Annotated in this window: 14 protein-coding genes; 6 read left to right on the top strand and 8 right to left on the bottom strand. The window is 33.4% G+C overall.

The genetic code is table 11. The annotated features are described in order from the left end of the window. The first annotated feature begins 1,857 nt into the window (after window positions 1-1,857). The 3 genes from rpe (at window position 1,858) to cysC (ending at window position 6,353) form a co-directional block, all read left to right on the top strand. Window positions 1,858-2,538, top strand: coding sequence for a ribulose-phosphate 3-epimerase (gene rpe, locus A1OE_RS03505; protein WP_237737652.1), 681 nt, complete (start codon window positions 1,858-1,860; stop codon window positions 2,536-2,538). 1,120 nt (window positions 2,539-3,658) lie between these two features. Beyond that, on the top strand, window positions 3,659-4,453 hold the full coding sequence (gene cysD / locus A1OE_RS03500) for a sulfate adenylyltransferase subunit CysD (RefSeq protein ID WP_015088992.1): 795 nt from the start codon (window positions 3,659-3,661) through the stop codon (window positions 4,451-4,453). Continuing rightward, window positions 4,404-6,353 (top strand): adenylyl-sulfate kinase, encoded by a 1,950-nt coding sequence (gene cysC / locus A1OE_RS03495; protein WP_015088991.1) that lies wholly within the window; start codon window positions 4,404-4,406, stop codon window positions 6,351-6,353. The genes cysD and cysC overlap by 50 nt, the downstream gene beginning before the upstream one ends. Before the next feature lie 665 nt (window positions 6,354-7,018). Here the strand turns inward: cysC and rodA are convergent. The 5 genes from rodA to A1OE_RS03470 all read right to left on the bottom strand — a co-directional run bounded on the left by rodA (window position 7,019) and on the right by A1OE_RS03470 (window position 12,715). After that, window positions 7,019-8,140: a rod shape-determining protein RodA gene (gene rodA, locus A1OE_RS03490; protein WP_015088990.1), complete on the bottom strand. Its 1,122-nt coding sequence runs from the start codon at window positions 8,138-8,140 to the stop codon at window positions 7,019-7,021. A 63-nt stretch (window positions 8,141-8,203) separates the two neighbouring features. Further along, the gene (mrdA, locus tag A1OE_RS03485) at window positions 8,204-10,174 is read right to left on the bottom strand and encodes a penicillin-binding protein 2 (RefSeq protein WP_044283292.1); all 1,971 of its coding nucleotides are present in this window, start codon (window positions 10,172-10,174) and stop codon (window positions 8,204-8,206) included. Window positions 10,175-10,179: 5 nt separating this feature from the next. After that, on the bottom strand, window positions 10,180-10,692 hold the full coding sequence (gene mreD, locus A1OE_RS03480) for a rod shape-determining protein MreD (protein ID WP_015088988.1): 513 nt from the start codon (window positions 10,690-10,692) through the stop codon (window positions 10,180-10,182). A gap of 8 nt (window positions 10,693-10,700) precedes the next feature. Further along, entirely contained in the window at window positions 10,701-11,612 is a 912-nt protein-coding gene (mreC, locus tag A1OE_RS03475) for a rod shape-determining protein MreC (protein WP_015088987.1), read from the bottom strand. Between the two features lie 59 nt (window positions 11,613-11,671). Next, window positions 11,672-12,715: a rod shape-determining protein gene (locus A1OE_RS03470; RefSeq protein WP_015088986.1), complete on the bottom strand. Its 1,044-nt coding sequence runs from the start codon at window positions 12,713-12,715 to the stop codon at window positions 11,672-11,674. Between the two features lie 1,575 nt (window positions 12,716-14,290). On the opposite strand from A1OE_RS03470, the gene A1OE_RS04495 reads away from it, so the two are divergent. Next, entirely contained in the window at window positions 14,291-14,428 is a 138-nt protein-coding gene (locus A1OE_RS04495) for a hypothetical protein (RefSeq protein ID WP_158512543.1), read from the top strand. Between the two features lie 2,246 nt (window positions 14,429-16,674). Next, window positions 16,675-17,079: a dihydroneopterin aldolase gene (locus A1OE_RS03465; RefSeq protein ID WP_015088976.1), complete on the top strand. Its 405-nt coding sequence runs from the start codon at window positions 16,675-16,677 to the stop codon at window positions 17,077-17,079. A 1,100-nt stretch (window positions 17,080-18,179) separates the two neighbouring features. Here the strand turns inward: A1OE_RS03465 and A1OE_RS03460 are convergent. Beyond that, complete coding sequence (locus A1OE_RS03460) at window positions 18,180-19,247, bottom strand: NAD(P)/FAD-dependent oxidoreductase (protein ID WP_015088973.1); 1,068 nt, start codon at window positions 19,245-19,247, stop codon at window positions 18,180-18,182. 875 nt (window positions 19,248-20,122) lie between these two features. Next, window positions 20,123-21,025 carry a phosphoserine phosphatase SerB gene (gene serB, locus A1OE_RS03455; protein ID WP_015088970.1) on the bottom strand — a complete coding sequence of 301 codons (903 nt, stop codon included), beginning with the start codon at window positions 21,023-21,025 and terminating at the stop codon, window positions 20,123-20,125. 43 nt (window positions 21,026-21,068) lie between these two features. Between serB and miaA the strand changes: the two genes are divergently transcribed. Beyond that, window positions 21,069-22,016, top strand: a complete 948-nt coding sequence (gene miaA / locus A1OE_RS03450; RefSeq protein WP_237737651.1) for a tRNA (adenosine(37)-N6)-dimethylallyltransferase MiaA — start codon at window positions 21,069-21,071, stop codon at window positions 22,014-22,016. A 1,745-nt stretch (window positions 22,017-23,761) separates the two neighbouring features. Here miaA and A1OE_RS03445 read toward each other — a convergent pair. Further along, entirely contained in the window at window positions 23,762-25,357 is a 1,596-nt protein-coding gene (locus A1OE_RS03445; protein WP_015088966.1) for a lysine--tRNA ligase, read from the bottom strand. Window positions 25,358-25,543: the final 186 nt, after the last annotated feature.

Here is a 25,543-nt window from a genome sequence, read left to right as displayed (position 1 = left end):
GCATTTTACATTAATCGCTTAATTTAATTATATTGAGTATTTGATGGTTAGGTTTCCAGTTGAATTTAAAAGTATAATGTTTTAAAGTTTATTTCATTATTACTAAGCTTAATAATGACAGGTTTTGTTTATTTTTGATAGTATCTGATAATCACTATATCTTTTTCTGCAATGATTAAACAAAAAATTCTAAAATTATTTAGATAATTTCTACTATTTCTGCAAAGCAAATTTTTATAATTTAAATTTTTTTATGATAATCTCTTTAAGTACTACAAAGCTTTTGTTTCGTCTAAATCATGCAAGGCAATCGGAAACTGCTGAAAGAGATTTATTGAAATCTGCATTTCACTTAAATTTGCTGTTAAATTTGAATTTTTTACATGTCTTATTAATAATACAACCATAGTTTTTTAACTTATGGCTAGATTGCTAATGCTTAATGAAAATAATATTTACGTTGTTGTTGTTTTTGCCACTATTTCAAAAAAAAAAATGATATTTTGCTGGCGATTTAAGCAATGAATGAAGCTTGCATTTTTCTTTATTACGTTATCTCGCTATACTATTATCGAATTGATTGATGTTTTAATTCTAATTTCCTAGGAATTTTGCTCCAAGCGAAAAGTTTAAACATTTTTTAAAATTAATTGAAGTTTCGTTCGTGTGATTTATATTTGATAATGATTTTTTTTTAAGATAACTCAAAGTGAATGCAGTATAATATACTTAAAAAATAACTCTAATCATAGTTCATAGATTTATAAAAATATCGCCTTTAAAGAATTACCCGGTTTGTTATTCTAATTCCTAGGATTGCAATTTATTTTCGCCATTTTTATACATTTCACTTTGGTATCATTCCATTATATTAAATGGTAATTTTTAGATTGCTTTTAGCTTGTATCAATAAGCTAATCTAATATACACTAAGGTGTAATACTCTGAACAAGCAGAAGAAAATAATTACCGTATCTAAATAAATTTTTAATCAAGTTAGGTAAGAAAGCTATTAATCAATTAATTCTATCTCTCCAAATCTTAGTATTTGAAAATCCTTTTCAAAAATATTAGCATCTTTTTATAAGGCTTGTATTGCACAAACGACTGATTTAGTTGTTTTTTTACATAACTTATATCAGTAGCAGTTATAGTTCATATTTTTATCTAGATTGAATTTTTACAGAAAAAAGTAAAGGATAATAATTAACAATTATCCTTGCGCCAATAGGTATATTAGAGAATAACAATTAGCTATTTTTTACAAATAACCCAATCGTATCTTACTCTTGGTAATTTAATTTACTAATATATTAATCAATCTGTTTGAGGATTAATCTATCTATTGTTTTTTTTAAATTAGCATCACTTCATTAAGAAGTGCTATTTGATACTTCTTTTCTAAAGAAAGCTCCAACTATTATAGCACTCTAGTCAATGCAAGAATTGATTGATTAAACAATCAAGCGCAAAATTTATTACAATCATTTTGCCATAATTTAAAGTAAAATAAACAAATCTCGTCATACTATCTTAATTATATATATCTCAAGACTATAAAATTACTTAAGACACTACTTTTATATGATTACAGTTTTAACGCAAAATTAAGCTTCCCTGTATTAAAATATAGTGCATTTAACAATTTTTATTTTCAATAATATAATTTGATATCTTATTGAGTACGATGATTGTTGTTTTTAACAGCAGCATTATGCATGATAATTAAACTACTCTTGATTTGTAAAAAGTATTGCTTTAGCACTGTATCTACACTAGCATTCTTTATTAGAGTACTTTACTATATTAAAACTAGGCTAATAAGTTAGCTCAATTGCTTGAGAATAATAGGGCAACATGCTACCCTTGCATGCATCAATGGCTAATGCTCCGCTGATCGCTGCTTCAATTCTTGCCGCTGATTTCGCTAAGCTTGGAGAGGAGATTCGGGTCGTTGATGCTGCCGGAGCGGATTGGATACATGTAGATGTAATGGATGGGCATTTAGTACCAAACATATCTATGGGACCAGCAATTGTTAGAGCGATACGCCCTTATACGTCAAAAATTTTTGATGTCCATTTAATGATTTCGCCAGTGGAAGCATATCTTCAAGGCTTTGTTGAAGCTGGCGCAGATATTATCACCATACACCCGGAAGCTTGTACTCATATTCATCGTACCTTACAGCTTATTCGTTCTTTGGGCGTAAAGGCTGGAATAGCACTCAGCTTAGATACATCATTGAAAACGTTAAATAACTTGCTAGACATTGTGGATTTAATTGTGGTAATGACTGTTAAACCTGGCTTTGGTGGTCAAAATTTTATTGTTTCTCAGCTTAAGAAGATTACCGCGGTACGGCAGCGAATTGATGCTAGTAACTATCCTATTCACTTGGAGGTTGATGGAGGGGTTACAGCTGATATATCAAGGCGAGTTGTAGCTGCTGGAGCTGATGTCCTAGTTGCTGGTACTGCCACCTTTAAAGGTGGCAGAGAGGCTTATGCATCTAATATTGCTGCGATGCGGCTATAAAATTCAGATAGATGAACTATTAGTTATTGATTTTTTTGTTTTAGCTTAGTTTACTTATTATTGAGGTGCGTTCTGCTCGTTAGAGCAGCTAAAAATTAGGAATTACGTAAATAAATCTGTATATTTCACAATTATTTATTATTGCTTTATATTTTTATTCTATGTAAAGTTAACAGCTAAATTACAGATCTAGCTTTATTTGTGCAAGCAATTTTATAGTATAAAGTTTTATTGAATATTTTTAATATATTAAAATTTGAGATAAAACTCATTTTTTGAGCGAGAAATACATAATAGTGAATTATTTATAATCTATTAATTTTGTTAAAGAACAAAGCAATTTTGATCTACGATTAATTAAATATTGTGTTATAAGTTCAATGCAATAAGAATTTTTTGTATAAAATTTAATACAAAACTTATTCTCATTTAAACTATCTAAGTTTAAATGAGAATAAGTGAAAAGATAATCTTGTAGAATATATAAAAAAAATATGAATTATATAATCCTATAATACATAACTATTTGTAAATTAAATTTAACTATGTTTTAACTAAACTAGCTTATACATATAGTTTACTTTTTTACGTATAGTATTACTACCTGCTTTGACAGTTATGCTAACTAAAAAATCCTAGCTTATTCTAATGGTGAATAAATAGGAAAGATTCCGCTCAATCCTACCAAAGCAGACAAAATTTATTGTATAGAAAAATAATTATTATTTATTGCATAAACAATAATTCAAGTAATTAGCCGATCTTTACTTAACAGAATAATTTTGCTAGATTGAAATTTCTTAGAAGGGCATTTATAATAAACCTAAAACTACTCTTTCTAAAAGAAGAATAGGATTTCTTATATGGAAAATATAAAGCATTTACTTTGTTGATATATAGCTAATCCACATAAGAAAAATTTGCTGATTATTTATTGTATTTATTATATTTTATCAGTAATATTCCTGTTTTCAAAAAAAAATGATACTATACTTAAAAATAGTTACTCTAGCTTTATGCAGCTAATTTTCAGCATTGAAATAGGCTTTATATTTCTTTAACAATCACCCCGTGATTGAAGTTATCGATAACACAATGACAACTAGAAATAATTACTTTTATGGATCATCTCGATTTCATCGAGGCGTATAGCATTTATATTTTGCGTGAAGCGTTCAATAAATTTGATCGCCTGGTGATGCTATGGTCGTTGGGTAAAGACTCTAATGTGATGCTATGGCTAGCTAAAAAAGCCTTTTTTGGCCATATACCCTGTCCTGTCGTGTTTTGTGATACAGGAAAGAAATTCCCCGACATGTATTCATTTCAAAAAAAATACACTAAAAATTGGAATTTAAATTTTATTCGTCAAGAGTGTCCACCAATTGAAGAAATTGACCCAACTTTAACAGTATCTGTTCGTTCTGCTGCACGTAAGACCGAAGCACTGAAGCGATTGATTCATGAATTGGAACTACAAGCAGTTATTGTTGGTATCAGACGTGACGAAGAATCTACTCGTGCAAAAGAACGCATTTTTAGTCCGAGAGGTGAAAATGCTGAATGGAATTTTCGTGATCAGCCTCCAGAGTTTTGGGATCATTTTATGACTAAGTTACTGCCCGGAAATCATATTCGTATTCATCCGCTACTTCATTGGACAGAGCTGGATATATGGTTATATATACAGCGAGAAAGTATTCCAGTGGTACCCCTATATTTTGCCCACAACGGTAAACGCTATCGTTCGCTTGGCGATATGGATATTACTAAACCGGTAACTAGCAATGCTGATACAATAGAGAAAATCATTGCTGAGTTGTTGGTTACTAAGATAGCAGAACGTAGTGGGCGTATGATGGATTATGAAACTGAAGACGCTTTTGAACTCTTGCGTTCAGCTGGTTATATGTAAAAAATTTTGCTCTGACGAAAACACTATTACAATTAGCAATATGGAACAAATTAAACTGGTCATCGCTGGCCATATCGATCATGGAAAATCTACTATGATTGGTCGTATAATGCAAGATATTGGTGCATTGCATGATGACAAGATAGAATTGTTGAAAGCTATATCCAAACGTCGCGGTATGCCAATGGAATGGGCGTTTGTATTGGATGCAATGCGAACTGAACGAGAGCAGGGTATTACTATCCAGACAACACAGGTATTCCTTAAAACTCCTACGAAATCATATGCTGTTATTGACGTACCAGGCCACAAGGAATTTCTAAATAATATGATTTCCGGAGCAGCATCAGCTGATGCTGCTATATTGGTAGTTGATGCTAAAGAAGGAGTACAAGATCAAACACGTGTTCATAGCTACATTTTACGTTGGCTTGGTTTTGATAGTGTTTTGGTGACAATCAACAAAATGGATTTGGTTAATTATTCAAAGGAACGATTTGATGAACTCAGATTCCAAGTCAACAAACATCTTAAAAAAGTGGGAATTATTTCAACGACTATATTGCCAGTATCAGCTCGTTATGGTGATGGACTTGTACATAGGTCGCAAAATATGTCTTGGTTTACTGGTCCTACATTGATGTCCTCTCTTGATGCTTTTTGGCCTAAGCCAATGCCAATGGAACTACCACTACGTTTACCAATTCAAGATATCTATAAGTTTGATGAACGCCGGATTATTGCCGGTCGGATCGAAAGCGGGAAGTTAAAAGTTGGTGATACCTTGATGTTTGCTCCAAATAACTCTACTGCTAAAGTGCGCTCCATAGAGGCATGGGGAGTTAAATTACCAGTTTTAGCAGCTTCAGCTGGTCAATGTGTTGGCATTACCTTAGAAGATCATATCTTTGTTGAACGCGGCTTCTTAGCTAGTCACAAGACTAATCCTCCGGTACAAACTTATTTTTTTCGTGCACGTATCTTTTGGCTTGCCAATACTCCTTTGGAGTTAGGTCGGTACTATAAGTTAAAGCTAACTACTATTGAACGTATAGTGGAAGTGTTTAAGATTGAAAAAGTAATCGATATATTTGATTTATCAGAGCATTCAGGTAATCAAATTGAGCGTAACATGATCGGTGAAGTTGTTTTACACACCCGCGCTATGTTGTATTTAGATGAATTTACCTTTAACCCACACTTGGGGCGCTTTGTATTATTTGACGGCTACGATATGGTAGCTGGTGGATTAGTTTTTATAGATAAAGTTCAGGAATTAGGTTTAATTAGCTATAAATCATTGCAACAAATTCCTTCTGTAGAGGATCATGTAACCATAGAGAATCGTTGGAGAGCAAATGGCCACAAATCTGGCGTACTTTGGTTGACCGGACTATCTGGTTCAGGTAAATCAACTTTAGCTTTGGAGCTGGAAAATATACTGTTTCGAAAAGGTTGGCAAGTGTGTGTACTTGATGGTGATAATATTCGTTCTGGCTTATCAGCTGATCTCGGATACTCTCCCTCAGACCGACATGAAAACATCCGTCGTGTAGGAGAAATAGCTCGTTTATTTGCTAATTCAGGCGTTTTAGTGATAACAGCATTTATTTCGCCATATCGCTCCGATCGCGCTCGTGCTCGAGCGCTCATGCCTAGTCTATTTCACGAGATTTATGTTAATGCCAGCCTAGATTCTTGCAAGAAACGTGACCCAAAGGGGCTATACAAAAAAGCAAATAATGGAGAAATTATTGAATTTACTGGTATTTCCTCGCCATATGAGGTACCTTCTTCTCCAGAAGTAGAGGTCAATACATGTAAACAATCTATAAACCAGTCTATTGAAAAAATGCTTAGTTATATTCAAGCAAAGTTTGCTCTTGAAAACAATGAGTAGCATACGCTTGTGGAATTTCGCATCATTACTGTAAGAGCGTTATTCTTTAAATACAGTTAGATAACTTAGGTGCATTTAAGATTTTAATCTACCTAATGTGTATTTATAAATAAAAATTGTCGTGTAAAGAGATAATCAATTAGCAGTAGAGCATGCATATGATATTCATTATGGCTTGCTCATTTATTTTTTAGATAACTGCATTTGTGCAAATTGACTTAGTTAAGTAAATAAATATAATTTGTATTTATTAGCTAAATTTATCATAATTTAGCTAGCTAAATTGTTTCATTATTACTATCTAATAAGTTTGTTTCAAAGATTTAAGTAAATGCGTTAAATAGAACTGCTTTAAAGATAAATGCGTGCAGGTATACTAATGAACTAAAAATTACTATATTTTAAAGTTTATTACAATTAGACGCGTAATCTTGAAGTGTTAAGTATAGCAAAGAATTTTCTACAGAAAATGTTTCGTAAACGGATATGAGTAAAAATTAACAAAGAATATAAAAACTATACTAACATACGATTATTGATGACTGTAGAATTCAATAATATTAGTAACTAGGCAATGGTTAATTTTTCGCTATTTTGAAAACTAGAAAAAATAGTTAATCTATGCAGATACTGCAGTGGGTGATTAATAGGAATATTAGATATTTTTAATACCCATAATGGCTTACACGTACATATCGATGCACAGATACTCCAAGCAATAATCCTAGACCAATCATTATAGTCAGCATTGCTGTACCACCATAACTAAGCATTGGTAGCGGTACACCAACTATCGGTATTAACCCAATTACCATAGCAATATTAATGAATAAATAGAGAAAAAGGGTTGTAGTTATGCCAAGTGCTAGCAAACGACCAAATTGACTACATGAGCGCATAGCGACAGAAAAACCATACGCTAGTATTAATACATAAAGCCCAATTAAGCAATAAGCACCAACCATACCAAACTCTTCGGCTAGCATAGTAAAAATAAAGTCTGTCTGTTTTTCGGGTAGAAAATTTAAATGACTCTGACTTCCCTTCAGAAAACCCTTCCCGAATATTCCACCAGAGCCTAGGGCAATTTTGGATTGTAAAATATGATAGCCGGTGCTAGTATGATTGCTATCCGGATTAAAGAAAGTCAGTATACGGTTTTGTTGATATGCGCGCAAAAACCGCCAGCTTAACGGAAAGCTGAGTATAGCAATTGTGATAAAGGCAAAAAACTTCCAAATGCGTACTCCTGCAAGAAAAAAAATCGCCGCTGACTCAGCAATCATAATTAACGCCGTGCCAAGGTCTGGCTCTTTTAAGACGAGAAAAACTGGAATGCCAACCATAAGCAACGGTATTATTAATTTTAGTTTGTTACCAACCTCCTCATAAGTTAATCCATTAAAATATCTTGATAGTGCTAATACTAAACAAATCTTCATTGCTTCCGAAGGTTGAAAGTGAAATAATCTAAGATCAATCCAACGTTTTGCGCCCATATCAATCTTGCCCATGAGATCTACCAAGACAAGAAAGAAGAGGATGATCATATACCCTAAATAAGCGTTTCTCATCCAAAATCGAATATCAACAACGGCAATCGATAACATGATAGTCATTCCGATGCCGAAGCGAATAAAGTGATGATAAGCCCATGGAGACCAAGAACCATTAGCTGCCGAGTATAACATCAGGCAGCCAACCGCTGAAATTGCTATAACAAGAAAAACTACAAACCAATTCAGCGATAATAGCTTACGAGCAATAATCAGGTTAGATTCATACATAACATTAGATCAGAAAGAAAGTACGATTAGCTAGATAGCTAAGTGTAGTTAATCGTTTTACTGTTAAACGACGTTGAATCTATCATGCCTAAAATCAACTCGCATTACCTCGCGTAATATATCAGCACCAATCGGAGCTGCAGCATATAAACCAGCAGTACCATGCTCAACAACAACTGATATCGCATAACGTGGTGTATTTAGAGGGACAAAGCCTACAAATAAAGAATGATCTCGATAACGCCATGGTTTATTATTCTCATTATAATGCCCTGCGGAGCGTTCATTTATACTGATGCGTCGTACTTGTGCAGTGCCTGTTTTACCAGCTATCTTTATGTCGTTCTTATCGCCCCTAATTTTACGTGCAATCCCACGTGGGCTATTTACTGCCTGATACATAGCCATGCAAACAGCATCCAAGTGATTTTTATTTATACCCATATCCTCAGCAGGTTGATTCGAACTGCTAGAAATTTTTATATGCGGAACAACCGCTTTACCGCCGTTAACCAATCTGGCTGTCATTAAAGCAAGTTGTAGTGGCGTGACCGTATCAAACCCTTGACCAATCCCTGCTACCAACGTATCGCCTATCTGCCAAGGCACCCCAGTAGTTGCGAGCTTCCACTCGCGTGTTGGAATCAAACCAGCGCATTCACCAGGAAGGTCTAATCCGGTCACCTTCCCTAAGCCAAAACGTTTGGCGATATTTGCAATACAGTCAATACCAATTCTATGAGCTAAATCATAGTAATAAACGTCACAACTTTGTGCGATAGACTCTTCCATGTCAATCCAGCCGTGACCATAATGAAGCCAACAATGAAATCGAGTATTACCAAGCGACAAATAACCTGGACAATAAAATTTTGTATCCATTTTGGCCTTGCCAGACTCTAGAGCGGCTAGCATAACTAGCATTTTAAAAGTAGACCCTGGAGGGTACTGGCCAGACAATGCTTTGTTATTAAGTGGTCCACGGGGGTTATTCAATATTTTTCCCCATTCTTTACTAGACAAGCCCTTATTAAACTGATTTGGATCATATCCCGGAAGCGATGCCATTACCAACAATGCACCATTACGAACATCTATGACTACGACTGCACCACTCTCTGCCTCTACTAGCCTGCCATTAGAATTGACTAGGACTGTCTGCTGATCCGTATAATAATCGAGAATAGCCGGCGCAGCTTGTGTCAAAGCGCGTTGAGCGCGAGGATCATTTATTAATAGCAATTTTGCATTACCGCGTACCAAGCGTTCAGCAGCAAATCTCTGCAAATTGATATCCAGTGTAAGATTAATGTCACAACCTGCCTTACTCTCATCACCTGGTAACTTGCGAATAACTTTACCAAGTGCATTGACTTCCACTTTTCGCCAACCAGCTTTACCGCGTATCTCTAATTCATGCATCTTTTCAAGACCACTCTTGCCAATACGAAAATTGGGTAATCTAAGAACTGGATCGCCAGTCAATTGCTCTTCTTCTGAAACAGCAGCGACATATCCTATGATATGAACAACAATATCTGAGAAAGGATAGCGTCGTAAATAATTAACATTAATACATATACCAGGCAGATAAGGAGCATTAACCGCTACCCGATCAATTTCTTGACGAGTTAAATTCTTCCTCACAATTACCGGCGTAAAGGCATGACTACGCTTCACATCTTCAAGGACTCGTTTAATATCCCATTCTTTTATCTCAATAATAGAACTCAAAGCAGATAAAGTTGCACATACGTCTTTAGTTCGTTCACGAACAATTGCAACTTGAAAAATATCTTGATTATCAGCAAGAGCTACGCCATGACGATCGAAAATTCGCCCACGAACGGGCAATATAATTTCACTAATAAACTGGTTATTTAGTGATAGTAATTCGTATCGCTCCCCCTCGACTACCTGAAGATTATAGAGCTTAGCCCCTAAAGTGCCTATTAGGGCAACCTTGCCACAAGCTAACATAAAGGCTCGACGGGTAAATACCTTTCGAATGTTTTGTTCATTTGCCCTAAACATTATTGTTATCGAATTACGTAACAGTGAAGATGAAAAAGAAACCACATCATAATTGGAAAGCTAAATACAGTAATCAAATATTGATACATGACTGGATCTGGCGCAATTAAACAAAAATGTAATACTGACATCATCAGCCAGCTTAAAATAGAGATAGGAAGTTGGATTAACATGAAGGCAAAACAGATAAACAGAAATGGCTTCGTAACTAAAAAGCGTTGCTGAGACAAGGCTAACCCATGAAGCAATAGTAAACTAATCGCAGTTAGGCCAAGAGGATTACCGGTTATAATGTCTTTTAATAAACCGATCATAAACAAAAGTAAAACCGGCTGTAGATCTGGACGGAATACCGCCCAATAAAAAATAGCCATTGAAGTATAGTCAGGAACTACTGAAGCCCACCCAGGAATTTTGATCGAAAATACAGATATAACAGCTAGCATAGCAACCAAAGCCATCGGCATTGATCGACGTATCCAGAGACTAAATAATTGAGCTAATGTAACATTCATCATGATTTTTTTTATTTACTAGGGCATGGTAGATTTTTCGGTCTTCTAGTCAAAGATGGCAATAGTTTAGAAGTATCCGAGCGTGCGATGCCATCGTAACCAGTTTTCAAAATGCTAACGTATTCTAACCTTTCCCAATCGACAAATGGTGTAACAGAAATCAATCCATCATTGACCATCGTCACAACACCTACGCCTAACCCTGATGGAAATACGCCTCCATGACCAGAAGTAACAATTCGATCACCAAGCACTACTTGGGAATATAGAGGAAGATAGATAATACGAGGTGTACGAGTATTATCACCAATTAGCAAACCAGGATCGCGTGTCCTATCAATCTGTATAGGGATAGATGAGTTAAGATCAGTGATCAACAATACCCGACTATATGACTCACCAACTTCGATAACGCCTCCTACCAAACCCTCGCCGCTAACCACAGCATTGCCTAAGGTAAGCCCGTCTTTATTACCAGCGGTTATCATAATGTTACGCACAAAAACACCGTTACCATCGCCGATCACCCGAGCGCTAACAAAGTCAACATCCTTAGGTGGTATAAAATTCGTCAAAGAACGCAATGCTAGATTTTCGGCTTCAAATAGCTGAGCTATATGCTGCCAGCGGTATAGTTGCTGATTTTCTAAAATCAATCGCGAATTTTCAGCTTGAAGATAGCGCAAATCGCCGATTTGTTTCATTAATTTGTTAAGAAACGAGATTGGTCCAGCTGCTACCTCTATAGCCGGCGCTAACGCATCGAGTACTATAGTACGGGCATTATCTATCAAAAATACATCCACTTTCCCCAACAACATAAGTATAAAACTAGTAATTAGTAGGATTGTAAAGGCAAAATAGCTCCAGAGTGAGCGCACTGGTTGTGTTAAGCTATTAAATGATCCGGGTCGCTTCGCCATGATTACAATTCACCTCATAAGATGAAAAGAAAGCTAGAGCGTACCTAACTAACAAACCACTAGTAAGCACCAATCAGTACTTTTTGGAGTACTTTCATTTCCTCCAAACATCGCCCTGTTCCAAGCGCAACGCATGAGAGCGGATCGTCAGCGACCATAACAGGTAAACCTGTAACATCACGTAGTACGAAGTCAAGATTAGCAAGTAATGCCCCTCCACCCGTTAACACAATTCCCTTATCGACTATATCGGCAGCTAATTCCGGTGGAGTTTGTTCCAAAGCAACCCTTACAGCGTCAACTATTTGACTAACCGGCTCAGCCATACTGTCAGCAATCTGTGACTGATCAATGACAATTTCCTTCGGAACTCCGTTCAAAAGGTCACGACCTTTAATTTGCCATCCATTGTATGTTTGATCTTCTGCTGGATAGGCTGAACCAATATCTTTTTTGATTCGTTCGGCACTACCTTCGCCAACCAGAAGATTATGATTGCGGCGAATATAAGCAATTATTGCTTCGTCCATTTTATCGCCACCAACTCGTACCGAGCGCGAATAAACAATACCACCCAAAGATAGCACAGCTACTTCTGTAGTGCCACCACCGATATCAACAATCATAGAGCCGGTCGGTTCAGTAACTGGAAGATTAGCACCTATTGCAGCAGCCATGGGCTCCTCGATAAGGAATACTCGACGGGCGCCAGCACTTTCCGCACTTTCCTGAATTGCCCTTCGTTCCACAGCGGTTGATCCTGAAGGCACGCAGATAATAATCTGCGGGCTTGCGCACGAGCGACGATTATGCACTTTACGAATGAAATGCTTAATCATCTCTTCAGCGACCTCAAAATCAGCGATAACCCCATCCCGCAAAGGACGGATTGCTTGAATATTTCCAGGAGTACGTCCAAGCATTTGCTTAGCCTCATCGCCAACTGCCAAAACTTGCCTCTTGCCACGAACTGTAGCGATAGCGACTACTGAAGGTTCGTTAAGAACAATACCGCGACCCTTGACGTAAACCAAGGTATTGGCCGTACCAAGATCGATCGCCATGTCGGCAGAAAGCATTCCGAGGAGATTGGCGAAAAACATCGTTTTAGTTCCGTCGATAATACAATCCGATTCATATTGGTTAATTTTATAACTGTCTAAAATAATACGTTATCTTGGCTAGTATGCCGAATTATTAATCTGCACTTAATAGTGCTCCAAATTTATATTTAAGTACCTTAAAGAATTAACTTTTCAGCAGTTATAATTGGCTACCTTGCGTGTTTTGTGCTGCTTTAGCTAAGTACAAACTGCATCATGACATCAGTACTTAGATATAACGGTTTTACAGAGCTCTTAGGCGTATGATTGGTTAAAGATTAATAGTCATCTCGTGCAAATTAAGAAGCAATATTCCTAATATAGAAAAAATACATTCAAGGACTTACCAAATAACTTTAATGAATTAATTATTTGAATGTCATCAATTATTGATAGCGTTGTGCTGCTTCGTTGAAATATGCACCTAAGGCATATTTTATATTATCCTTATATTTTCTTGCATCATAATGCTGGAATAGTAAAAAGTATTTATCTGTACTAAGCAGAGTCACAAATTACGCATAATTCAGCTGAAATAACGATTTAATAGATAATGTCAAAATAGCTTGATTTGTTTTAAAATATCAAAATACCTTTGTCTCACATCCTAGCTAACCAGCAGCAAGCATGTGCAAGCAAACTATACAGACTTGCAATACAGGATAACAAATTATTTAATATCTTTCTTGCAGGTAGTTTATATAGTGCACTCATTGCCTATAGTATTAAATACTTATGAGATAAGCTTCATATAGACTGTCCACCAGCAATATTTATTAGCTATCTACTAAGTATAGTACGTAATTGTTTATGGATTTATATGTATAGTTAACATAATACCTTTTTATTCAACAAAAAGTTAAATATAAATATGTATCTTGATAAAGAAAATACATATTTAAATTATTACCAATCGTTAATATAGCTTTTTTCGACTGCGCTACAAGTTTGATAATATCATAAAATGAACAACATACTAGCGAATATTTTGCTAAAAATCAATACATTCTTAATGCAGGAATTAATCAAATTAATTATTTATTAAGATTATTTTTAATATTGCTCTGTGTATCCTTATTATAAAATAAGGTTCAATTGCTTACGACAATTAGCAACCTATGCAGGGGCATGACTTCAATCCGTAGCATACCTTCTTCAGAAGGAAGTTAAACTCGCAAGCCATAACTTTATTTTATAGTAGAAGTATTATCAAGAGAATAAATAACATGATTGAAGTTAAAATTAAATAATATCTCTGGGTAAAGACTAGTAATCTACTAAATAAAGAGTAAAAATACTATAAACAGAATCATTGCAATACATTAAAAATGTAAAAATATGAGCTAATTTACAATATTCAAAAAAAAACTTTTTTCGTGAAAAATTTTCAATTTTTGAATTAAAAAAAAAGAAAATTAGAATACCAAAATAGAACGTTTTTATAAAACTGTAAATGTGATTGAAGAAAGTAACAATACTTATCTAGTAAACCTCAATACTTAAACCTTATTTTACTTAAAAAAAATTATTGTGCTTTTCTAGCCTTAGCTAACGAATCGTATATAGCAAAATAAAATGAAACCCAAGACTTATAATTATGATGGCTTCGTAATCACTGTTATTTGTTTGATAACACTTCAGCCAAAACATGTGTTCAATGCAATTGCTGTCTTCGGTTGTTCGTCAGTTTATTCCATGAGCCCATTGACGTGAATGGAGAGAAAAGCGATTGTTTTTAAATCTACCAATTACATTTGGCATATATGTCTCTACGCCAATCAAAAACTAACTTAAAAGCCTTCAGCAATGTAGTGGACGATTGGCATCAAGCGCCGCATGCTAAATACAGCAGTATTTATTGCAGATTCGATGATATTAGCTTTACATTTTTGATGATGAACTACGCTAATTAGTTGCTTAAAGTATCACAGATTAATAAAATTATTTCAAACAGATAGATAGATAAAAGACTACTATAGGTTAAATCGGAATCATTCTTTTCTAAAGAAAAGAGAATAAGGTGCACAATTTAAAATGTTGTTAAATAAATTTACTTATAAATTTTAAGATAAAGTAATTTATATATTAGTCTTAATATAGTTAAAGACTCTATCAGAGATTTTCAATGTCAAACTTTAGCAGTTAACTAACCTGCACTCAACTGCTAATACTTAATTAGTATTATTCAGGAGGTATTAGCGTAAATGCCTTAGTACAATTGATGCATTTAGTTGTATGTAGATGAAATACACTTACTAAATCTATATAAAAATAAGTAATCAATGTATAATTAAATCTATCTAATCAAGAATAAAGAAGAATATGATTTTATTAAAATTAAGTTATACTTGAATCAAGATTTTAAAACAGGCGTTATCTTCAATTTTTGATGGTAAAAAAATGGAAAACAAAATACATTTTTATAATAAAAATATTTTTATTATAGCTTTAAATTGAACAGCAGTTCTGCCAAAGCTTTTATGCTTAAAATGGCATACACTATCTCTTACTTTTATCTCACAAAATAAAAAATTATTACGAATAATCAATAATTGCAGCAAGAACAATGCTGATTATCTCTGTCATAACAAGTAATTTAAAAAAATTTTTAATAAAGAACAAAACTTACATAACAGTTATGTAAAACGTAATGCTAAGACAGGATTGGTGTTAAATATGTATAACTAGCTAAGCGCAAGATTACTTGCAATCACATAGTTATAGTTATAATCGCAAGATATGAGTTATTATTTAACTAGTTTTAATACAAAATCTATTCAATATCCAATAATTATTTCTGTTAGCGCCAATCAAACGCAAAACTGCCCAATTAAAAATTGTAGCTTTTAGCAAAAGTCTAAATAATGTTAGAATAAATATAAAAAACATTTTTATCAAAAATTCTATAAAATAGCTTATGAATAAAGTCTTATCTTTCGATAAGAACCACTATTTTTATCAAAATATCATTTAAATTTACTAACTCTAAACAAAACAAACGATTAAAGCAATAATAGTAACACTAATTGATTGTATAATAATAAGCTACGGATTTTTAATATATCACCTAATAACGATCATATATCAAAAAGAGAAGAATTTGTTAAATTCACCCTAAGACATCTGCTATTTGCTAGACAAAATCACATGATAAAAATAATTTTCATTATTTTTTAAACCACTTGAGAATTAAAATCTCATAAGGAGGAGAATAATCCGATGGCTTCGAATGTCTTCTGCTTTTCTTACTTGATTTTTACGAGTTATTATAATTAATGTATTGCATTAATTATAATAACTCGCCTGCGATTAGTTTATCACTAAGATACGTTCTATTATGCTTACGGTTAAATTGACAAAATAACAAAATTAATCGATATTCCAACATTTCCTAGCTATAAATTTAAAAATACCGCTTTGACTATTTAAAAAAATCTTTATGATACCTAGAAGAATAATAGAGGAGTTATAATTAACTATTAACTTAAACAATTTTATATATAATGTGACGAGTTCACATACGTATACAGATTACCAAATTAGAGATATAAAACATTAATAATGCAAATATTACCTCCAACTCTTATATATCAGATTGATGTAATTTAAGTATATAACATGAATGCGTATTCTGCAGATATAAACTTGCCAGAGTGTAGTTTATTTTAATTAAAAAATCAATGAATAAACGACTTAGCGCGGAATTATCCATGTAAAGCATAATGTGATAATCAATTATCGCATAAATCATCCAGTTAGAGTAATTTACAGTCCAATATGATATACACCCAATCTATCTTGCTCATCCCACATGAAACAATACAGAAAATGCTTAGATAAAGCTAGCATTGATAGGTTTAACAACAAAAAAACAATAATTAAGATTATCCACGATCGCGTATTTTTAGTATAAAACTAGCTGGGATAAAGATGATTTCGTTTGAAGGATAATAATCTTTATGACTGAAAAAACGCATTTTGCGGAACAAAATGATACAATTGAATCTTTCTACACAGTACAGATAAGCGGCTTAGTAGTTGATTTTCAGATCGGTATTCATAACCATGAACAAGGAATACGCCAGCGTGTACGTCTGGATATCGCTATTGATGTAAGCAAACCTAAAGGTGGTTTTGACGATGATTATACAAGAGTTTACTGCTACGAAAACATTGTGAATTCAGTTCGCGCACTTGCTGACTACGGGCACATAAGGCTAGTAGAAACTTTAGCTAATCGAGTAGCTAAGATATGCTTGACTGATGTACGGGCGAAAAGGGCTAAGGTCACAGCTTCCAAATTAGATGTCTCTCAAGATATTGAGAGCGTAGGAGTAAAGGTGGTACATAATCGTCACTCTTAGAAAAGAGTTAATGCATCTATGTTGTAGATATCTGTGGGTAAAGTATTACACTATACGAAATAACATAAAATAGTATTTTCATTATTATTTTATGCTTCATTGTTAAATAAGTAGAATATAAATTCCAATCGTTCTAAAATTACATACTCTTAATTAAGATATAACAATACAAATATAATTATATTATAGTAAAGGTAATATATTAGCTTTTAAGTAAAACATTATGGAAACTAGCATATCTTTTGGTATTGAACAAAAATTACAACCGTATACTATTTTAATATATCATCAAGAAAATGAACTTAATTACAATAATTATCAATTTTTTAATCGTAAAACATAAAGTATAATATTAACGCTTATAGTCATTAATTTTCGTGCATTAGTAAAAACATAACAAATATTTTATTTGTATTAAATTGTCTAGTTATTCTTAATTAATGATAACTAATACTATAGTTAATGTAGTTTAATACAAAATCAAATTACTTTTGCAATTTTTGTCTATAATCATCTTTCTGATTATAGACAGTTAGAAAAAGATATAACCATTAATCCGTACGTGTATTTTTATGTAATAACAATATAAATAATAATTTTTATTAAAGTTAAAAACATAAATTAGTATAGTATTTGATAAATACACCTCTTTATTAATTAAAGATAACCAAAACTATATCTATTAGTGGAATAGGCCGATTAAATTGCTAACATCAAAAAAACATTACCAATATCATTGCTGTGATCAAAGATACGCTTAAATAAGAAAAATTCTTATTAAGAATAATAAACCAATTGTGCAGTTGTTTTTGCTAGATTACATCGGATTGATAATGAAATTATTTTGAGTAAAAATTTCTATGAGTGGAATTATTATTAGTATAATCTGATGGCCTAAAATAAATTAACTAAGCCAATTACTAACGCGTTTTTATAAAAGTTAAATCAGTAACTATTTTTTTTTTGATAAAAACTTAAAAATGTACAAAAATGTAACAATATGAAATTTAATTAGCCCACATTATGGCGTATTAATACGCAATAATGTACAATTAAGCACATTTATGAATTTTTTATCTGCAAAAAATAAAGCTTAAAAATCATGTTACACCAAGCTTAGTATGGAGTTCAGTAGAAGAAGTCGTATACTGAAAGCGGATCTTTTTATCAGGATAGATAATATGTGCAGCAGCTCGACTCATCAATGCGGCCTCATGAAAACCGGAAAGAATTAGCTTCAGTTTTCCAGGATAAGTATTAATATCGCCAATAGCAAAAATGCCAGGTATTGATGTCTCAAACTTTTCAGTATCTACTAATATCAAGTTGCGTTCTAAATTTAACCCAAAATTAGCTACAGGTCCAAGCTTCATAGTTAATCCATAAAACGCTAAAAACATATCACAATTTATTGACCATTCTCCACGCATTTTGTCTTTCAACTTCACTTTAGTAAGTTGACCATTACTACCCTCTATGCAAGCAATCTGAGCACATTCAAGAGCTATCTTTTTATCATTGACCAAAGTACGCATCTTATTTACACTATCTGGAACTGCGCTAAATTCTTCACGTCGATGAACTAGAGCAACTGACTTAGCTATTGGCTGTAAGTTAATTGTCCAATCAACTGCACTATCGCCCCCACCAGCTATGACTAAATCCTTATCTCGAAACTGTTCAATTGTGCTTACAGAGTAAAAAACGCTAATGCCTTCATAAACACCAATTCCTGGTATTGACGGCTTTTTAGGGACGAATGAACCGCCGCCAGCAGCGATAACTATTACCTTACTATCAAGTATCACACCTTTATCAGTAGTTAATCGCCAATTACCGTTTTCTAGTTTATTTAATTTTTCGACCCTCTGCTCAAGATGAAATACGGGATTAAACGGAGTAATCTGCTGCATCAATTGTTCGATTAATTGTCTTCCTGTACAAACGGGAACAGCTGGAATATCATAAATAGGCTTATCAGGGTACAGCTCGGAGCATTGCCCTCCTGGACGATTGAGAATATCAACTAGATGACATTTTATATCTAACAATCCAAGTACGAATACAGCGAATAGACCACAAGGTCCAGCGCCAATAATAGCGACATCAGTTTGATACGGATGAGGATTCTTAGAAGAGGCTATTTTAGTTATATATTTAATAGACATAAATCAGCTTAGTAATTAATAAACAGCTACTTGTTGAGAGTAAACCATTGTTACGATAAAACTTATCTAATACTTAAAATAATACAATAAATACTATGCTAGATAAAAAATCTATTTACAACTATTAAAAAGCATAATAATAAATATGTCAACAATATATTAATTGATTTTTATTAATACAATAGTTTGATCTAAGTTGATATTTATTTAACATCAATTTTCTACATCAATCCAAATAACGATAATCGTATCTTAAGGAAACTATCCTCTTTGGCTATTATGTTGTTATATTAATAATAATAGCAATCCCACTAAATATAACTAAGGCAGCGATTATTATTATATAAAATATTTTATAGTGGAAAATACATGCCGAATTGGCATTGCTTTTGAATAAAGCTAGTAGAGAAATGAATAACTACTTAGATGTAGAATCGCTCAGATAAAGTAAACTAGCGTGATAATTAAAATACATAATTATCAGGTGATGTTATCATGATATCTACTATTTTAGCACAAGCTAATGCTGTAGTAAATTTTAGCATAAATAAAGATAATCATCACTTTGATGAAATATGCTTATTTTGCCTTAACTTTAATTTAAAAATTAATTGTTGAAAATGTTAAATATTTTGTTTGCTAATTATATTAGTGTGTTATAATTAATGATTAAATTATAATTAATAGCATTAAAATAATAAGCTTAGGCTACTATAAATTAATCAATGACACAAAGGATACGAGATGTTTTTAGTACCATTAAGTTGATAACAAAATTTTGGTTTTAATAAAATATTACGAGCTATAGGACATAAGTAGGCTCTTTTAGAGAGCGAGCAAATAAACAAAATAATAATTAATAGTACGCAACTATTCTATACAGTGGGCGAATTAATAAAATCTGAACGCTTAAATCCTTGTAAATACAGCAAACCACGCAAGTCTGCATGGTTGATAACAAATCTTGCCTTAGAAGACAAAAATTGCTTAGCACGAAAGGCTACACCCATCCCTGCAGCCTTCAACATCGCTAAATCGTTGCTGCCATCACCCACCGCTAAAGTATCATCCATAAGCAACCCACGTACAACGCATAGTTCTTTCATAATCTTAAGTTTGGCATTACGCCCAAGGATTGGCTCACTAACTGTGCCGACAATAACACCATTGTTTACATGCAATACATTGGAATAATCATCATCGAAGCCAACTCTTTGGCGAATCACGTTGGTGATAGACTTAAAGCTTCCGGAAACTAATACACAATAAGCGCCGGTCATTTTCATTGTTGTCACCAACTCTGTTGCTCCAGGAGTAAGTTGAATATTTTCTAAAACTTTAGTTATATTTACTGCCGACATGCCTTTTAACATACTAACTCGCTTCTTTAAAGCGAGTTCAAAACATAATTCACCACACATAGCAGAGGAAGTGATTGTAGCAATTTCCTCAGCAAAATCTGAATATTTAGCCAATTCGTCTAGTGACTCGCCAATGAGAATGGTACTATCCATATCAGCTATCAGTAACTGTTTACGCCGTCGCGCTAGTAATCCACAATTAACATCAACTGGAACTTCTGCTAGATTAAGACGTAGGCAATCTAAGAGATCTATTGGCCGTTCCGAATTGAAATGAATTTCTGCGGCTTCTTGTGGAGCCAACCACAAAACATCACCGACTTGTGCACCGGCTTCAATTAATAACTGTTTCGCCGATACTACAAAATCAGAATCTAGTCCGCCTGGCGCTGAGCACAGCGTTATAAACCATTGCATAGGTTAAAATTATAACATAAAAAATAATATGTCTAGCTTTATCATGCCTTCAAGCAAAAATTTCGTACTTATCATAACTGGCCCTACAGCTAGCGGTAAAACAGCTTTATCAATAAAGCTAGCGCAACTACTTAACGGCGTAGTAATTAATGCTGATAGTTCGCAAGTATATCGGGAATTACGCATTATAACTAATCGACCGTCGCCCCGAGAAGAAAGCAAAGTACCTCATCGGCTTTTTGGAGTGTTATCAGCCACTGAGCGCGGTTCAGCAGGCTGGTGGCGAGATGCAGCAGTTAGTGAAATTGATGCGGTGTTAGGCACTGGACAAATGCCAATACTCTGTGGAGGCACTGGAATGTATATCAATACACTAATTCATGGAATTGCCAGAGTGCCTCCAGTAGAAAATACAGTGTTTGAAGAAGCAGCCGCTCGTTATCAAAAAATAGGATGTGAGCGCTTTAAAGATGAGCTTCTTACTCTCGATCCCGTATTGGGACCGAGAGTAAGATCAGGAGACTCACAACGATTGCAACGAGCGTGGGCAGTTGCAATTTCAACAGGTAAGCCCTTATCTTACTGGCAAGCACAACCAGCAATTAAGTTGCGAAAAGATTTGGTTTTTTGCCGAGTGCTTCTTTTCCCCTCTCGTCATGTTTTGTTTCAATCTGTCAAAATTCGATATCAAAAAATGATTGAAAAAGGTGCTGTAGATGAAGTAAAATGTTTAGCTGAACTTAATATCAACAGCTCTTTACCGGCTATGCGAGCTATTGGAGTTCCACAGCTAATAAATTACATTGAAGCAAAAACTAAATTACCTGCGGCTATAGAGTCAGCAGTGACTGCTACCCAGCAATACATAAAACGGCAGCGCACTTGGTTTTCTAACAAATTTCAATATGACATTAAATGTGAAGGACAGTGTACAACAACCAAACTTGAACAAATATGTGAAAAAATCATGCAATGGTTATTAACACAATAATTTTAATCTTTATCTTAAAAAGATAATTTGTAATCAAATAATGAATATATTTTAAATATAAAGTTATTAACAATGCATTACTGAGCATAATATAGATTATTATTATATTTTATTAGCTATATTGTTATATTTAGCTTACTTAGACGAAATAATAGATAAAATAATAAAAGTGCTAAATATTAAAATCCAAGATTTAGTATTAAGCAGTATTTCATCCCGAGTGCGAAGTAGATAACGTTTCAGAAAACATGCAAAGAGTGTAAAAGAAAAAAAGAATAGTATAGTCATTTTTATTAATTAATTAAGTAGTAAACTACTTTTACTATAAGATAGTTTACATTGTATCACAATTCTATTAAACTAACCTACTGGAATAGGGTAACGCAGCATCTCTTCAAAAAAGAACACTAATATCAATTTTATTGATATTAGTGTTCTCATAAAGGACAATGCTAATAAATATAGCTATAATGTAAAAAATAATAAGACTATTTGATTTCTGGAAGAAAGTTATGAAATTTAGGTGGTTTGAGAGTTGCATTCCTTTGTTTATCTAAAAAAATCATCCGTGCAAAAAAAAACAATCAGAACCAAGCCATTCTTGTAAATCATGGAAATAATTTGAAGTCAAAAGTAATCGAAATAGTCTGGATAATCTGGCTCATCTAATAGGAGAGCAAATGATAATAGCTTAGATAACAAATAAGTAAATTATACTCCTTATAGAACTAATAGTCATTAGGCGTTGATAAATAAGTTTTTATCAAATTAAATATAGGCAATAATTATCCATCTTTATAATTTAAATTTATTAGCTATTCCAGTAGAACATATAGATATTGTTGGTGTCTAACTATATAAATTTATTGGATATATCTACAACTAACAAACTTCTCAATCAAGATTGATTGCCTACTTTAAGGGATCAAGCAGTAAGTCATTAGTACTATATATTTGAAAAACTATACATTTTATGATTAACTACAAGATACATTTGGATAATTTAAATGAAAAACAACTGTTCTATCCATCGTTGCATAAAAATAACATCAAGCGCTAGCAGACTATTGCTTGTCAATTAATCTCTAAAAAAAGTACTATACATTGCAAATGGTAAAAATAAATAAAATTAACCAATAAAATTGCGAAAAGCTTATTAGACTAACTATAAAATCACTCAAAAAATTATAGTCGTGGCGTACCTTATTGAGTATAGAAGCAGTTAATTCTGATGCAAAAAGTTACATGTACAATAGATTATAGATGGTGATTGTAATATTAAATTATGCTTGCTATTTATATACATATAGTAATGCATGATTTTAAATCCGGATAATATGCATAGATATGAGCTTTTGGTAGAAGAGTTATTCTTAATAATAGCTCGTATTTCGATTTATAATGAGTATTAAATTATCCAAAAACTTTTGCATATCGTGTGCAGCATTAAAGTAACAAATTTAATCGCTAGCAAAATCATAAATTTATAGATTTTGCTACTAAGCAGGCTTGCACTAGCAAGGATTTATTACAAGTATAGCTTTAAAACTTGCTAATTTATATACAGCGTTTGGATAACTAAAACATATTGTAAACAAGATTATAATACGAATGATTAATTCCCGGGGATATTTAGAATTTGTCTTATTGCAATTTTGATTTTAGTTAAAGTAATAATATGACTTGTTGCATTCTAGCTTGAGATTATAGTGCTTCAGCTAAAATGCCGTATCAATTAAATGATTTTATGGTGTGATTGACTCCCTAGTCAAAGCTTTATCTAGCAAACTAATTGTTTCTTTTACTCCATAAAGCAAAATAAATGAGCCTAAACGAGGTCCGTCGGACTGACCAAGTAGAATTTCATATAGAGCTTTAAACCATTCGCGTAAATTATTAAATTTATGTCTTTTTCCAATTTCGTATACTTTGATTTGTAGATAATCTGCAGAAGCGTCTTGGTTAAGGCCTTTTAGCACAACTTTCAGATCTTTTAGTGCTGCACGCTCTAATTTACTAGGAGTACGATATTTGTTATATGGACGCACAAAATCTTGATAATATCTTATGACATAAGTCAACATTCTATCTAGCAATGGGTTTGACTCTGGAGTTGTTTTTGGAAAGTATCGACTAACATAGATCCACATCACCTTTTTGTCATCGGTTTGGCAAGCAGCTGCTAGATTTATTAGCAGTGAAAAAGATAGGCCAGAGCATTCTGGATTAGGAGGTGTACCGTTATGAATGTGCCATACTGGATTCTCAATGCGCTTTTCGGGGCTTTCCTCTGAAAACTTAGATAAAAAAGTAAGATATTCATCAATAGCCCTTGGAATTACCTGAAAATGTATTCGTTTAGCTCGTTGAGGGTGTTTATACATAAATAGTGCAAGGCTTTCTGATGGACCATATTTTATCCACTGTTCTACAGATAAGCCGTTGCCTTTTGATTTGGAAATTTTTTGGCCATTAGCATCTAGAAACAGCTCGTAATTGAAGCCAGCTGGTGCAGGATAACCGAGGATTTTGACGATTTGTGAAGATAGCTTTACTGACTCGATTAAGTCCTTGCCAAACATTTCATAATCTACTCCTAGAGCACACCAACGCATAGCCCAGTCACATTTCCATTGCAGCTTACAGTTACCGTCGGTAACTGGAATAGTAATTCGCTTATGTGTGCAAGGATCGTGATAAGATATTGTTCCAGAATTCACATTCCTATCGATAATAGGCACTTGAAGAACATGACCAGTACGCGAACAAATCGGCAAAAATGGCGAATAAGTTGCTCTTCTTTCGTTGCCTAGTGTAGGAAGTATAACATTCATGACTTCGTCGTATTTGAACAATATTTGTAATAATGCATCGTTAAACATACCTGAAGTATAGCACTCAGTCGCTGAGTAAAACTCGTAATTGAATCCAAATTTATCTAAAAACTTTCTTAGAAGAGAGTTGTTGTGATGTCCAAAGCTTTCGTGTGTGCCAAACGGATCAGGGACTTTTGTGAGTGGTTTATTCAAGTGCTCAGCTAACATCTGTTGATTTGGGATATTAGTTGGTACCTTACGCATTCCATCCATGTCGTCTGCAAAACTGATAAGTTTAGTTGGTATATCACTCATCATCTCAAAAGCTTGACGTACCATGTTAGTGCGAGTAACCTCACCATAAGTGCCGATATGTGGTAATCCAGACGGGCCGTAGCCAGTTGACAACAGCACGTAGCCTTTTTTTGGTGGCTTATTGTTATAACGCTTAATTATTTTGCGCGCTTCAGCATATGGCCAGGCGTTAGCGTTTAGAGCAAAATGAGATTTTAGATTAACAGACATTAGATTTTTTTTAAAAGATAACAAAAAAACTCCTGAAAACTATGTACTAGATTGCTTCTAGTCAATATAGAAACATCAATATATATCAGTTAAAAAGTGTCTTGAGTTATTTAATACGCTGTAATTATGTTTATTTGTTGGTTTAGATATTTTTGTTAGTGATAACTGTTTCGAGAAAACAAGTTA

It is taken from the genome of Candidatus Endolissoclinum faulkneri L2 (assembly GCF_000319385.1).
GTDB lineage: Bacteria > Pseudomonadota > Alphaproteobacteria > Thalassobaculales > Thalassobaculaceae > Thalassobaculum > Thalassobaculum faulkneri.
The sequence above is the reverse complement of the archived record's forward strand: the minus strand, read 5'-3'. Positions and strand labels throughout refer to the sequence as shown.